This is a genomic window from Aeromonas sp. CA23 (assembly GCF_002587065.1).
Lineage (GTDB): Bacteria > Pseudomonadota > Gammaproteobacteria > Enterobacterales > Aeromonadaceae > Aeromonas > Aeromonas bestiarum.
The window spans coordinates 4,297,987-4,311,450 of the sequence record NZ_CP023818.1 but is presented as its reverse complement, the minus strand read 5'-3'; the positions used below and the strand labels follow the sequence as shown (position 1 = coordinate 4,311,450).

The 13,464-nt window shown below is 61.2% G+C and carries 14 protein-coding genes; 6 read left to right on the top strand and 8 right to left on the bottom strand.

What is annotated here, in order from left to right; translation table 11 throughout:
* Nucleotides 1-201: 201 nt before the first annotated feature.
* Nucleotides 202-1,548: an NADP-specific glutamate dehydrogenase gene (gdhA, locus tag CK910_RS19845; protein WP_098984449.1), complete on the bottom strand. Its 1,347-nt coding sequence runs from the start codon at nucleotides 1,546-1,548 to the stop codon at nucleotides 202-204.
* Between the two features lie 559 nt (nucleotides 1,549-2,107).
* Here gdhA and CK910_RS24555 point away from each other — a divergent pair.
* Both CK910_RS24555 and rluF read left to right on the top strand, forming a co-directional pair.
* Nucleotides 2,108-2,230: a hypothetical protein gene (locus CK910_RS24555; protein ID WP_274452199.1), complete on the top strand. Its 123-nt coding sequence runs from the start codon at nucleotides 2,108-2,110 to the stop codon at nucleotides 2,228-2,230.
* On the top strand, nucleotides 2,220-3,254 hold the full coding sequence (rluF, locus tag CK910_RS19840) for a 23S rRNA pseudouridine(2604) synthase RluF (RefSeq protein WP_098984448.1): 1,035 nt from the start codon (nucleotides 2,220-2,222) through the stop codon (nucleotides 3,252-3,254). The genes CK910_RS24555 and rluF overlap by 11 nt, the downstream gene beginning before the upstream one ends.
* Nucleotides 3,255-3,340: 86 nt before the next feature.
* Here rluF and CK910_RS19835 read toward each other — a convergent pair whose 3' ends face one another.
* The 3 genes from CK910_RS19835 to CK910_RS19825 all read right to left on the bottom strand — a co-directional run bounded on the left by CK910_RS19835 (nucleotide 3,341) and on the right by CK910_RS19825 (nucleotide 7,318).
* On the bottom strand, nucleotides 3,341-5,221 hold the full coding sequence (locus tag CK910_RS19835) for an exotoxin A binding domain-containing protein (RefSeq protein ID WP_098985180.1): 1,881 nt from the start codon (nucleotides 5,219-5,221) through the stop codon (nucleotides 3,341-3,343).
* 344 nt (nucleotides 5,222-5,565) lie between these two features.
* Nucleotides 5,566-6,801, bottom strand: coding sequence for a cyanate transporter (locus tag CK910_RS19830; protein ID WP_098984447.1), 1,236 nt, complete (start codon nucleotides 6,799-6,801; stop codon nucleotides 5,566-5,568).
* The gene (locus CK910_RS19825; RefSeq protein ID WP_098984446.1) at nucleotides 6,794-7,318 is read right to left on the bottom strand and encodes a nucleoside deaminase; all 525 of its coding nucleotides are present in this window, start codon (nucleotides 7,316-7,318) and stop codon (nucleotides 6,794-6,796) included. Before CK910_RS19825 ends, CK910_RS19830 begins: the two co-directional genes overlap by 8 nt.
* Nucleotides 7,319-7,427: 109 nt before the next feature.
* Between CK910_RS19825 and CK910_RS19820 the strand changes: the two genes are divergently transcribed.
* Entirely contained in the window at nucleotides 7,428-8,270 is an 843-nt protein-coding gene (locus tag CK910_RS19820; RefSeq protein WP_005310011.1) for a LysR family transcriptional regulator, read from the top strand.
* Between the two features lie 31 nt (nucleotides 8,271-8,301).
* Here CK910_RS19820 and CK910_RS19815 read toward each other — a convergent pair whose 3' ends face one another.
* From CK910_RS19815 to CK910_RS19805, 3 genes are all read right to left on the bottom strand, one after another.
* Entirely contained in the window at nucleotides 8,302-8,769 is a 468-nt protein-coding gene (locus tag CK910_RS19815) for a GyrI-like domain-containing protein (RefSeq protein ID WP_098984445.1), read from the bottom strand.
* 40 nt (nucleotides 8,770-8,809) lie between these two features.
* Nucleotides 8,810-8,965, bottom strand: a complete 156-nt coding sequence (rsmS, locus tag CK910_RS19810; protein ID WP_005310018.1) for a pleiotropic regulatory protein RsmS — start codon at nucleotides 8,963-8,965, stop codon at nucleotides 8,810-8,812.
* A gap of 84 nt (nucleotides 8,966-9,049) precedes the next feature.
* Nucleotides 9,050-9,520 carry an acyl-CoA thioesterase gene (locus tag CK910_RS19805; protein ID WP_021141144.1) on the bottom strand — a complete coding sequence of 157 codons (471 nt, stop codon included), beginning with the start codon at nucleotides 9,518-9,520 and terminating at the stop codon, nucleotides 9,050-9,052.
* A 201-nt stretch (nucleotides 9,521-9,721) separates the two neighbouring features.
* On the opposite strand from CK910_RS19805, the gene CK910_RS19800 reads away from it, so the two are divergent.
* From CK910_RS19800 to CK910_RS19790, 3 genes are all read left to right on the top strand, one after another.
* Entirely contained in the window at nucleotides 9,722-10,372 is a 651-nt protein-coding gene (locus tag CK910_RS19800; protein ID WP_058395720.1) for a tellurite resistance TerB family protein, read from the top strand.
* A gap of 183 nt (nucleotides 10,373-10,555) precedes the next feature.
* Nucleotides 10,556-11,014 carry a GNAT family N-acetyltransferase gene (locus CK910_RS19795; protein WP_021141142.1) on the top strand — a complete coding sequence of 153 codons (459 nt, stop codon included), beginning with the start codon at nucleotides 10,556-10,558 and terminating at the stop codon, nucleotides 11,012-11,014.
* 391 nt (nucleotides 11,015-11,405) lie between these two features.
* The gene (locus tag CK910_RS19790) at nucleotides 11,406-11,786 is read left to right on the top strand and encodes a DUF4354 family protein (RefSeq protein ID WP_098985179.1); all 381 of its coding nucleotides are present in this window, start codon (nucleotides 11,406-11,408) and stop codon (nucleotides 11,784-11,786) included.
* A 147-nt stretch (nucleotides 11,787-11,933) separates the two neighbouring features.
* Here CK910_RS19790 and CK910_RS19785 read toward each other — a convergent pair whose 3' ends face one another.
* A complete protein-coding gene (locus CK910_RS19785; RefSeq protein WP_098984444.1) occupies nucleotides 11,934-13,361 on the bottom strand; it encodes an aminotransferase-like domain-containing protein in 1,428 nt (475 codons plus the stop codon).
* Between the last annotated feature and the right edge of the window lie 103 nt (nucleotides 13,362-13,464).

Below are 13,464 nucleotides of genomic sequence, written 5' to 3'. Positions count from 1 at the left end.
TCCTTGGCGATGAAGAGGGGGGCCGGAACAGGTTGGACCGGGCCGCCGGGATAAGCGCTGCGATTTGAATGCAGAAATATGGTCTAAAGCCTAATGGAAACAAGGTGATAAGTACAGGCGGCGGCAGGTGGCAAGGCCATGAAAAACGCGGCAGCCCCTGGGCTGCCGCGCTGTGTGTTGGGCCTGGTCAGTTGAGCTGAACTAGCAGACCCCCTGCGCCAGCATGGCATCGGCCACCTTGACGAAGCCGGCGATGTTGGCGCCGCTCTCGTAGTTCACATGGCCCTCGCCATCCTGTCCGAAGCGGACACAGGTGGCGTGTATGCTGGTCATGATCTCCCTGAGGCGGGCATCCACCTCTTCCCGGCCCCAGGAGAGGCGCTGGGCATTCTGGCTCATCTCGAGGCCCGAGGTGGCCACGCCCCCCGCATTGGCCGCTTTGCCCGGGGCAAATAGCACCCGGGCCTCGTGGAATAGCTTGATGGCGGCGGCGCTGCTCGGCATGTTGGCCCCCTCGGCGATCAGCTGCACGCCGTTCGCGATGAGGGTGACGGCGTCCTCTTCCCCCAATTCGTTCTGGGTGGCGCAGGGCAGGGCAATCTGGGTGGGCAGATGCCAGGGCGTGCGGCCGCTCAAAAACTCCAGCCCCAGCTCGTGGGCATAATCGGCCACCCGTTTGCGCTGCTCGTTCTTGAGTGCCATCAGGCGAGCCAGCTTGTCGGGGGTAAAGCCATCCGGATCATGGACAGTGCCACCGGAGTCGGAGGCGGTGATCACCCTGGCGCCGAGCGCCATCGCTTTCTCGATGGCGTATTGGGCCACGTTGCCCGAGCCCGATACTGACACCGTCATGCCCGCCAGCGACTGATCGCGATGGGCCAGCATGGCCTGGGCGAAATAGAGCAGGCCGTAGCCGGTGGCCTCGGGGCGAATGAGGCTGCCGCCAAAGGAGAGTCCCTTGCCGGTGAAGACGCACTCGGCGCTGTTGGTGAGCTTCTTCATCATGCCCGCCATGTAGCTCACCTCGCGCCCGCCCACCCCGATATCGCCGGCCGGCACGTCTGTGTTGGCCCCCAGATGGCGATAGAGCTCCAGCATCAGCGCCTGGCAGAAGCGCATCACCTCCCCCTCGCTCTTGCCCTTGGGATCAAAATCACTGCCGCCCTTGCCGCCGCCCATGGGCAAGGTGGTGAGGGCGTTCTTGAAGGTCTGCTCGAAGGCGAGGAATTTCAGCACCGAGAGATCCACCGAGGGATGAAAGCGCATGCCGCCCTTGAAGGGTCCTATGGCCGAGCTGTGCTGGATGCGATAGCCGCGATTGACCTGTACCCGGCCCTGGTCGTCGACCCAGCTCACCCGAAACTGGATCAGCCGCTCCGGCTCCACCAGCCGCTCCAGCAGGCCGTGCTGCAAATAGCGGGGGTGGCGTTCCACATAGGGCCAGATGGAGGCGACCACCTCGCTCACCGCCTGAATGAACTCGGGCTGGTGAGGGTTGCGGCTGGCCACCTGGGCCAGAAAATCCGTCTGGGATAGGGAATGACTCATCTGTAACTCCTGTAGTGAATGATGAAATTGGCCTCTTGCCAGAGAAAAGCGCATGCCGTGCATCCAAATTTATGATTTGTGTTGGGGATGAATGCGGACAAAGATTTGGTTTTGTGTCTGGTTTGCCAACGATTGTTGTGTTGGCCGCCGAAAGTCACAGAAAACCGGGATGGCTGCAGCAAGATAATTCGCGACAACGAAAATCTTTTTATGCATTTTAAGTTAATAAATAGCAAGCTGTTATTGGTGATGTAGGGCGCAGCGGCAAGCCGGTTGCATATGGCGTGAATGTTTTCAGGATGAAAATGGGAGGCTCTTTATGCCTCGCCCTGGTCGCCATTTTTTAATCTTTCTCTTGGCCGCATCCCGGCCTTGCCGTGTTGGGCGAGGAGCAAGGCGCCAGCGGTGCGGCTTCATAACGGCATGACGCCACGCACATTTTGGGGTGGCGCGTCGCCGTGGATGGCAAGTATCCGGCGTGCTGGACGGGGCAATATGCTACTGTAGCGGCGTTTTTTGATGGTTAAGCTGGCCTTGGCCTTTTTGAAGATGGAATGGTATGCAGAACTTTGACGTAGTGAATCGGCTGATGCAGCAGACAGCCTCCCCGGCCTGGCCGGAACCGGCAACCGCGCAACTGGATGGGGCTATCGGCCTGTGGCAGGTGACTCATGCTGGCTGATGAATCCATGCGCCTGAACAAATACATCAGCGAGAGCGGCATCTGCTCGCGCCGTGAGGCCGACCGCTTCATCGAGCAGGGCCAGGTCTTTATCAATGGCAAGCGGGCCGGGATCGGCGATCAGGTGTTTGCCGGGGATCTGGTCAAGGTCAACGGTCAGGTGATCGAGGCGCGGGAAGCCGACAGCCTGGTCTTCATCGTGCTCAACAAGCCGGTGGGCATAGTCTCCACCACTGAGGCGGGCGAGAAGGACAATATCGTCGATTTCGTCAACCACAGCACCCGCGTCTTCCCTATAGGGCGGCTCGACAAGGACTCTCAGGGGCTCATCTTCCTGACCAACCACGGCGATCTGGTCAACAAGATACTGAGGGCGGGCAACGATCACGAGAAAGAGTACCTGGTGACCGTCGACAAGCCGGTGACCGACGAGTTTGTGCGTGGGATGGCGGCCGGGGTGCCTATCCTCGGCGCCGTCACCAAGAAGTGCAAGGTGAAGAAAGAGGCGCCCTTCGTGTTTCGCATCACCCTGGTGCAGGGGCTCAATCGCCAGATCCGCCGCATGTGCGAGCACTTCGGCTTCGAGGTGACCAAGCTCGAGCGCATTCGCATCATGAACGTCAGCCTCAAGGGGTTGCCGGTAGGCGAGTGGCGGGATCTGACCGATGACGAGCTGATCGAGCTGTTCAAGCTGATCGAGGACTCCTCCTCCGAGGTGAAACCGGCCAAAGGCGACAAGCCCAAGGTGGCCAAAGCCGCTGTTGCCCAAACCGGCAAAGCGGCGCAAGGCAAGAAGCCGCGCCGCGATGATGACCATGAGATAGGCGGCCGCCCCAATGTGCCGGGCCCGGAAGCCTTCGAGAAGAAGAGCCCGGTGGGCAAGGTCGGATCCGGTAAAGGGGCTGCCAACAAAGGCGGCGCTGGAAAAGCCGCCGCAGGCAAAGGGGCCCCCAACAAGGGCGGCAAACCGGCCGCAGCCAAACCACGCGCCGGCCAGTCCGGCCGCCAGAAGAAGGGGCGCTGAGACGCAACCCTGAGCGGCGTCAGCCTCCCCTTGTTATCCCCAAAACACCGGCCTCAGGCCGGTGTTTTGGTATCTGCATACAGGGATCACAGCTCGTCGCGGGGGGCGGTGACGTAGTCAGGCAGTGTGCTGATCACGCGCTCTTCCTGTGACACAGTGGCAGGATCAAGGTTTCCACCCACGTTGCGCGGATCCGTCGGTATGGTGGAGGGGATCACCACTGCCTGCTCCGCCAGGCGCCATCCCAATATGGTTTCGAGGCGCCCGCCTTCTTCTTCCGGTCCTGTGATGGCGTCCAGTTGCAGTGGCAAGGGGTGACCAATCAGGCGGCCGACCTCATCAACGGCGCCGGGATCGGCCAGTGTCTGCTGGGTCGCATAGAGGCGGGGCAGCGCGGCGCGCGGCACATACACCCGCAGCAGCACGCCATTGCGGATGCGGCCACGGGCATCCGCTTCCTGATCCTGGGCGTAACCATAGGCGAGGGCCGGATCGCCAGCAACATAGAAGCCTTGCCAGGGGGCTATCGAGGATTGATCCCGTTCATGAACCCCCTCAAACACTATGCTGTGGGCGGCTTCAAGGAAGGTGCCGTGATAGCCGACGAAGAGGTAACCGCGCGCCAGCAGCTGGCGATGGGCCTGATCCAGGCGGGGCACCGACCAGTTGCGAGTACCGGCCGTGCTGAAGCTGACCTCGTCCCCTTCACCCAGGAAGCTGGCACCATTCGGATAATCCCGCTCCTGCAGGGCATCGGCACTGTCGGCCGGCGCCAGGCAGTTAAGATCGGCGGCGGGGCAGGTGAGATTGACCACGTCGGCGCTGGCGGCCTGCTGTTGGGTATTGCCCGCACGCTGGTGGGTGAAGGCATCGCTCTGGGCGGCCGCCATGCTCAGGGCCAGCCGTGCCTGGGCCGGGTTTTCCCGAATGGCTTGCGCCAGCTGCCCCTGGGGCGTTTCGCCATCTTCGGGTGTGGTGTTGGCCAGCGCCTGGGTGATCACAGTATCAAGCTGGGACCATGGCAGGCGGGTCAGCAGATAGAGGGTGATGAGATTGTGGACCGGATAGCCGCACTGGCTGAGCTCTTCCCAGCCTCTGGGTTGACGGCTTCTGGCCAGGGATTCAAGCGGTATGGCGCAAACCTGATGAGTGGTGAGGGCCGCCAGACCGTCTCCCTTGGCAAAGTGCAGACGATGACTGATGGCGGTCGGCACGATATGGGTGTCGTGAGAGGCGGGCGCACCGGCCAATACCCGGTAGACCTTGCCTTCCCATGTATCGCCCAGGTTGCAGGTGCGCTGAGACAGGTAGTTGTAGACCGCATCCAGCGGATCCAGCAGGCACAACACCTTGCCGGTGTGCCACTCGCTCCAGCGCTTCTGACGACTGTGCTGGGTGGGCGCCGCCACGAAGCCGACACCGGCTGCACTGAGGGTGAGGGTGCGATTGATCTGATTGTTTTCCACGTGCCTGACGAAGAGAGTAGAGTTGCTGGCCATGCTGCGCAGCAGGTCGTCGCTCACTTCAATGCTGTAGATGGGGGAGATATGGCTCACCTCGGATCCTGCATCCAGCTCGTGGAAGAAGACCTTGATGCTGGCGGGGGCATCGTCGCCGACGGGGACCAGCCAATGCAGCGACCAGTTGCCGCGTCCCTGGCGGGTATAGCTGTAGGTGCGCGGGCCCTTGCCCGCGGTGGCGCTGGTCAGGGTGATGGTGGTGCCATCCGTGCGCAAGGTCAGCGCATTGCCGAGGGCCAGCTTGAGGCTGTCTCCCCCTTCCTCCAATACCATGGAGTAGTGCAGTACCCCGGATCCGGCCTGTTCACCCAGCAGGCCGGTGAGATCGAGCTGGCTGGCGCGCACCCCCTGGGCCAGATCCAGAGTGCAACGGGTGGCGCACTCCTGCCACAGGTTGAATGACTCGTCGGCCATGACCGGTGAGATGGCACCGCCTAGCATGGCCAAGCCACCGAGTAGAGAAGCCCATTTTGTGTTTGTCTGCATGTGATTTCCTTTGAGTGATAGCAAAGCCACTGGCGCGTGGCGTTCTCCTCCTTGATGAATACAGCCTCTTCCCTGTCAGACGAAACGAGATTAATTCTCGTCTGAGTGCCTTACCTTAATGGGCTCATATGGCGGCGCAACCCACCATGTGGGAAGATTTAATATGTTATAAATCAAATGGATATGCAGCTTGTTGCTGATGATTTGCTCAGCTGGCCCGATACAGGAAAGCGAGAAAGGGATGGGGAGGGGCTGGAGGGCGGTGAGTTTGCCTCCTCATCCGGGAAAGAGGAGGCGAGTTCAGATCAGTTGATGGGGGTGGGTGCGGGAGACGGTGTGGCCAGCTTCATGGCACTGGGGTAGCCGCGCGGATCGAGGCGCAGCACCAGCAGGCTCATCAGCACCAGGCCCCCCAGCTGCCACTGCCAGGCGGCGGCGAAGTCGCCGCTCAGGTGATGGAGGCGGGCGGCCACCCAGGGGCCGGTCGACGCCAGCATGAAGCCAAATCCCTGCATCAGGGCGCTGAGGGTGCCGGCGCGGCGCGGGTCGGGCAGGTGATCCAGCGCTATCACCATGATGAGGGAGAAGCTGCCGCCGAGCCCTGCGCCGCACAGCATGCACCAGAGGATGGGGGCGGCTTGTGGGGCGAGCCAGAGGCCGCCAAATCCCGCCAGTTGCATGACAATGGCCAACCCCATCCAGGGGCGCCGGTCTGTGTTGCGTGCCGCCAGCAGCGGCAGGCCGAGACCGCTGGCGGTCTGGGCCAGTGCCAGCCAGGCCACCAGCTCGCCTCCCTGCTGGGCGCTCCAGCCTTGTGCCATGTAGGCGGGTGCCAGCCAAGCGACGACTATGCCGTAGCCGCTGTTGATGATGCCAAAGCAGCCGATCAGCAGCCAGCTGCGGGGCAGGGCGATCAGCCGCTGCTCGCCGTGGGGAATGGCGACCGCAGTGGCGCCTGGCAGCCGTACCCGCCAGATAAGCCAGACCATGGCCAGCAGCACCGGCAGACTCCACAGGGCGAGCGCCCGCGACCAGTCGAGGCTTGCCGCCAGTTGCGGGGTGAGGCTGGCTCCCAGCGCTCCGCCCCCCATCATGCAGGCCGAGAAGATCCCCATCACCAGTGGCACCTTTTGGGCGAAGCTCTGCTTGATAAGGCCGGGCAGCACCCCTTGCACCAGCGCCGAGCCGAGGCCACAAAGCGCCGCGCTGGCGATCAGCAGGGCGCCGCTCTGGGCATCAAAGCGCATGGCGTTTCCCATCCCCAGCAGCAAGAGAGCAGCCCCCAGCAGTTGGCTTGGGCCCGTGAGGCGGCGCAGGCCAGGGGTGATCAGCACGCCGACGCCGATAAGCCAGAGGGGCAGCAGGGTGAGCCAGGCCAGGGTATCCATGCCGAGGCCAAGGTGGTTGTCTATCGTTTGGGCCAGCGGCCCTATGGCGGTGAGAAAGGGACGCAGATTGAGGCCAATCAGGATCACCAGCACCAGCAGGGCCAGATCCTGCTTGCTGTGGTGGATGGTGCTGGCGGGCAGGTCCTTACTCATGGGCTGGTTCCGCCTCTGAGTTGTCTCCATAGAGCGCGGCGGCGTCGAGGGCGACTGGCAGCTTGATGAGGGGCAGGGGTGGCGGGCTGAGGGGCAGTCGCAGCTTGTCATAGCTTGATGTGCTGTCAAAGCCGAAGGGGGCTGCATCATGGTTATCAAAGGCGTAATAGACGGCGCGAATGCCGTTCATCACCAGCGCACTCAGGCACATGGGGCAGGGGTGACCGCTGGCATAGACGATGGCGCCCGCCAGTGGCCCGGATTGGCTGGCCTGGCGCAGGGCTTCCAGCTCCGCATGGCGGGTGGGGTCACCCTCCAGATGCATGGCATTGACGGCGCTTGCCACCAGTCGGTCATTTTGCACCAGCAGGGCGGCGAAGGGGCGACCTCCTCGCTGCCGATTCTGCAGGGCCAGTTGCAGCACCTGCTCCAGCCACTCTGGATGGGAAGGGGCCGTGAGGGCGGTCAGCGACGAGACAAGGTAGGAGCCTGAGGGCTCGTCAGGAGAGTGGGGCATGAGAGAAACCTTGAACCTATGGGGGAGCAGACCAGCCTAGTGGTGCCATCAATCATTTGGAAATTAAATGATAGAATGACATCCAGTAATTTTGTAAATGGAGAATGCCATGCTGGATCCCCTGTTGCTGCGCAGCTTCGTTGCCATCATAGACACGGGCAGCTTCACCCGTGCCGGTGAGCGGGTGCACCTGACCCAGTCCACCATCAGTCAGCAGATACGGCGCCTTGAGCAGCAGCTCGGCTGCCCGCTGCTGGACAGAAGTGGTCGTCAGGTGGTGACCACGGCGGAAGGTGAAAAGCTGCTGGGGCTGGCCCGCCGCATTCTGGCGCTGCTGGCAGAAGCCGAGGCACAGGTGACAGAAGCGAGCCTGCAATTGAGCCTGGGGGTGCCGGAGGATTTCGCCGCTGGCGCCATTGCCCCCGTGCTGGCCGCATTTGCCCGCCAATATCCACAGGTGCGGCTGGAGGTACAAAGTGGCCTCAGCCACGGGATTTGGCAGCGCTTCGAGGCCGGCGAGCTGGATCTGGCGCTGGTCAAGCAGGGCCGGGGGCGAGGAGCACCACTCGCCAGCTGGCGTGAACCCCTGGCCTGGGTCGACAGCCGCGACTGGCCTGCCTGTGATCGCGATCCCCTGCCGCTGGTGGTGTTCCCAAGTGAAGGGCTCTATCGACGCCAGATCACGGATGCGCTCGATGGGCAGGGGCGGCGCTGGCGCATCGCCTATGTCAGTGCCAGCCTCGCCAGCTTGCAGGGTGCGGTGAGCGCCGGGATCGGGGTCAGTCTGCTGCCAACACGTCTGCTGCAACCGGATCAGGTGGCCCTTTCGCACTGGCCCAGGATCAATCCGGTCGAGTTGGCCCTGCACCTGGGGGCGGAGCGGGGCGAACCCCTGGCTCGCCTCAGCGAGGCCCTGATCGCCCTGTGCGACCAGGTGATGGGGCCAGCCTGAATGGGTCGGGCGCGCTGTTGAGGGGCCAGCTTCAGGCCATGGCCTGACGCGGCACAACGGCGAGCCAGAGTTCCACTTCGCCGCTGCCGGTGTGGGGGTCATATTCGGCGCCATAGCGCTCGAAGTCGGGCTGGTGGGCAGACTGGTAATCCGATTGCGCCAGCCAGTCCAGTGCCTGCTGCCAGGTGTTTGGCATGGTCGAGACATGACCCTGATGCAAAAAGACGGCATAGGTCTGGGGCTGGATGCGCATCCGCCCCAGCGTCTTGGGCAGTACCTCCAGCGCGGCGACTTCCACCGCACACATATATTCGCATTGCGTGGCGGTTACGCCGCAGATGACGCCATAGGCATGCTCCCCCAGCTGGCCCGGCAGCGGACCCAGGGCGCTGAAATCGCGCCACTGACCGCCGAAGTCGGCGTGCGCGAATGCATGCTGGCGACGCAGGCCGCCAAACAGCATGGGGCGGCCACTTTCGAAACGTATGGGATCTGTCATCTTGCCTCCTGTGCGGGGTGAGGCGGCAGCGCTGCCACCCTCAGTGATCCTTGCCTTCCTTGAGCTTGCGTTGATAGTCCTCGGATACGATGGCAAGCGCCGCCAGGGCCAGCGCGGGATCGATCCGGTTGGTTTCCAGCAGCTCGATGAGATCCACCGCCAGCTTGACCTCGGGCGGGGCATTTTCCAATGACATGACAGACTCCGTAATGGGAAAAGCGCCATTATACAGAGCCGCACCCGGATAGGGACCGGCCCTGTATCACGGGCGATGAAGGGCTCAGAGGTGCTGACGCATCTCCTTGTCTATCTCCTCGCGCAGGGCCATCAGCTTTTTGGCGTATTGCTGCAAGCTCAGATCGGCGGCCGAGACAGGTTGCCACTGGGGCACCCTGGTCGGCGTGCCCGTCTCGTCCATGGCGACGAAGATGATGATGCAGTGGGTAGTCTTGTGGCGCTGCCGGTCCGCTGGATGGCGGCTGTAGACATCCACCGCCAGGTGCATGCTGGTGGTGCCTGTGTGGATCACCTGGGCGTGTACCTCCACCAGTTGGCCTATCTGGATGGGCCGCAGGAAGCGGATCCCCCCCACGTAGACGGTGACCGCATAGCCGCTGCACCAGCCGGCGGCGCAGGCGTAACCGGCCTGATCGATCCACTTCATCACCATGCCGCCATGCACCTTGCCGCCGAAGTTCACGTCGGCGGGCTCGGCCAGAAACTGCAGGGTCAGCTCGCGGGGTGGGGTCATGCTCTCTCCTTGTCTTGACATAGTCGCGGTACCGGTTGGTTCATTGGCGCCATGGCGGGCCTGAGAAGCTGGCCAGCATTTATGTCAGGTATACCGCGAATGGCGACAAGATGCACAGCGCCCGGCGTGATATTGGGCGCGTATTCACTCTTGGTTCATAAACTCGGCGCAAGCATGGGGGGTCAATTGCGAGGAGTCATGATGAAACAAATGCTGGATCAGTTGTTGGGCGCTGGCAAAGGTTGGCTCAACGAAGGCGGCGACAGCCGCAAGGCGCAGATGAAGGGTGTGGCGCAGGGCGGCCTGGCTGCCGGTGCCATGGCCTTGCTGCTTGGCAACAAGAAGATCCGCAAGTATGGCGGCAAGGTGGCGGCGGTGGGCGGTGCAGCGGCCCTCGGCGGGCTGGCCTACAAGCTTTATCAGGATTGGCAGGCCCAGCAGTCGAGTCCGGCGCAACCGACCCAGCCCCTCGATACTCTGCAGGGCAATGCGCTGGATGCCCGTGCAGCCTTGCTGGTCCGCGCCATGGTGGCGGCCGCCCGGGCCGACGGTCATATCGACAGTGCCGAGCGCGAGAAGATCCAGCAGTACCTGACCGAGCAGGGTCAAAGTGATACGGCGCGCTGGATTGACACCGAGCTTGCCCGCCCCCTCGACCCTCATGCCCTGGCGCGTGAGGTGACCGACATGGAGCTGGCCACCGAGGTGTACCTTGCCTCCCTGCTTGCCATCGAGACGGATCACTTTATGGAGCGCGGTTATCTCGACGAGCTGGCCCGTGCGCTCAAGCTCGATGACAACCTCAAGAGCAGCATAGAACGGCAGGTAGCCCAGCTGGCGCAGCCGGCCTGATCCCCGTCACGTACAAGGATTGTCGACAAGGCCCCGTGACGGGGCCTTGTCGTGTCTGGCCACCGGCCGAATGCCGATCGCGCCACTTCTTATCGGAGTGGGCAGCCACTATGATGGATCTTCGACCAAAAGGGAGCAGATGAGACCGTCTCATCGTCAGGGCACAGAGGCAAGGAGCATCCATTGGAAATACGCAAGGCACAGGAGCCGGACATCGACGCCATCCTCGAGCTGAACCGGCAGATAGGAGAGATCCACTATGAGCACTATCCCGAGGTGTTCTGCCCGCCTTCGCCAGAGGAGCGGGCATTCTTGCTCACTGCCATCGCCGCCGAAGGGCGACTGTTTTGCGTTGCCGAGCTGGATGGCGCTGTGGTGGGTTTTCTGACCGCGCGCATCGACATCAACGAGAGCATCCCGTTTCTCAGCAAGCAACCCATCTGCCGCATCGGCTCAGTGGTGGTCGATGAGGGGCACCGCTCGCAAGGTATCGGCAGGGCGCTGATTGCTCACTGCGACCACTGGGCCAGGGCTCACGGTGCCCACCAGATCCGGCTGGAGGTGATGGCCTTCAACGAGCACGCCAAGGCGCTTTATGAAACATTAGGGTTCAAGGTGCAGTCACAGATCATGGCCAGATAAGTCGCGTTATCTCCCACACAAAGGCCCGTTACGGGCCTCTGTTGTTTGCTTTTTCTGGTGAGTCATTTTCTGCCGGGCTCTGGTTATACGTTGCCGATATTGAGTGGCAGAATAATATATAGCTGTGCTGGTTTTAATGAACAAATGAAATTGTAATGCAGGGTTGGAACATTTCGTAACAATTTATGTAGTTGTAAAGGAATGTAATTCGACTCTTTACTTGTGGCAGGTGTGATCATGCGTTTAAAATGCACTGCGCATATCGTAGGCGCTGCTAACTAAAATCAACTACTGTGCAAGATAATATTGGCTAGTTACCTTTATGCTTTTCTTGTCAGAAACCGGATTGGTTTTACTTTCGTATTGTTTGTTCTTTTATTGGGAGATTGAGATGAAGATTTCTATTATCGCGACAGCATTGGTACTGGCTGGTTCAGGTTTCGCTGCAAACGCCTCAACGGTTGGGGACATCGCCGTATATGCAACAGAAAAATCGCAAGGCTCAATGTCGATAGGAACCAAAGATGCTTACACAAAAACCTTTGAAATTGCTTTGGCAAAGCTATCTGGCAATGACATCGACTTATCAAAAACTTGCTTGAAAGCATACGCCAAGAATAATCAGGAGTTCAAGTTAGACACCGTTGATGAAGCCCTGGTTTCAGGTGTTCTGAAAAAGGGTGATATGGTAAAAGGGATTGCAGTATTTGCTGATAATAATGATGCTGTCCTTAACGCTGCACTGGTAAAAATATCTGATAACTGTCATTAAACTTCACCCTCAACTTATGATGTTGGAATGCCAGTCGCATACGCGACTGGTTGGGAAAATTAAGTCGTGATTAAGGTTTATGCCATTTTTTATACGCATACGTTAAGCGCATTTTCCAAACATTTCATGTGCCACGGAAAGTGACGCTTATTCATACGAAGAGCTTTGCTTAAGTGTGGCGTCGATAAGCCCGGCCAGTTTGATCAGGGCGCTCTCCAACTGCTCGCTCCAGGGATGGGAGCTGTTGAGGCGCAGGCAGTGGTTGTACTGCCCCTGACTGGAGAAGAGCGCACCGGGCGCCAGCGAGAAGCCGCAGGTGAGCGCCCGGGCGTGCAGTGCCCGGCTGTCGAGACGGGGGGCAAACTCCAGCCAGAGGAAGTAGCCGCCATCGGGGGCGCTGATGCGCACTTCATCCGGAAAGAGGCGCAGGAGGGCGGCCCGCATCTGTTGCTGGCGCTGGGCCAGGGTGTGGCGCAGACGGCGAAAATGGGCATCTACCCCGCCCTGGCGCAACATCTCGGCCAGTGCCAGCTGGCTTGGCACATTGGTCGACAGGGTCGACATCAACTGCAACCGCTGAATACGCTCGGCATGAGGCCCCGCCACCACCCAGCCGACCCGAAAACCTGGCGCCAGGCACTTTGAAAACGAGCTGCAGAGCAGGCTTTGCCCCCGTGTATCCCAATACTTGATGGGCTTGGGGCGCTCGCGGCCAAAATAGACCTCGGCATAGACATCGTCCTCCACCAGCGCGACGTCGTGTGTATTGAGCAACAGCATCAGCTCGCGCTTGTGCTCATCTGGCATGGTGTGGCCAAGAGGATGTTGCACGTTACCCATCAGCCAGCACGCCTTGATGGGACGTTGTGCCAGCGCTTCTGACAGCTGCGCGAGATCTATGCCCACCCCCGGGATCACCGGGATCTCCACCGCTTTCAGTTTCAGCCGCTCTATGGCCTGCAGGGCGCCGTAGAAGGTGGGGGTCTCCACCACCACCCAGTCCCCCGGCTCGGTCAGTACCTGCAGGCTGAGGGAGAGCGCCTCCATGGCCCCCGTGGTGATGATGATCTCCTGCGGGTCGACCGCCAGCCCGTCGCTGGCGTAACGCTGGGCGATGGCGCGGCGCAGCGCCTCGTTGCCGGGGGGAAGGTCCGCCACAGTACTGAAGGGATCGAGCTTGCGCATGCAGCTGGCCAATGCCCGCCCGAGCTGGGGATGGGGGAACAGGGTCGGATCCGCCACCGACATGCCAAGGGGCACCAATTCCCGCGACTTGCTCGCCTGCAGTACCTCGAACACCAGATCGTTGATGTCCACCGAGCCGCTGTAGTGGGTCTGTTGCGGTGCATAGTGCTGCAGGCGGGAGGGGGCGGCCTTGACGTAGTAGCCGGACTGGGGGCGGGCGAGGATCCGCCCCTGGCTCTCCAGCAGCTGATAGGCCTGCAGTACCGTCATGGGGCTGAGTCCGTGGGTCTTGCAGCTCTGGCGAATGGAGGGGATGCGCTCCCCCGGTTGCCAGATACCTGTATCTATCTGGTGTTGCAGGCGGTCGGCCAGCTGGCGGTAGAGGGACATGGGATAACACAACTGTTATAGGTGTAATTCACTATAACTGCATCTGTTATAGGTGTCATGCTCCGTGGTGTACTTGTCTCGCACAAAACGTGCAAGACAAATA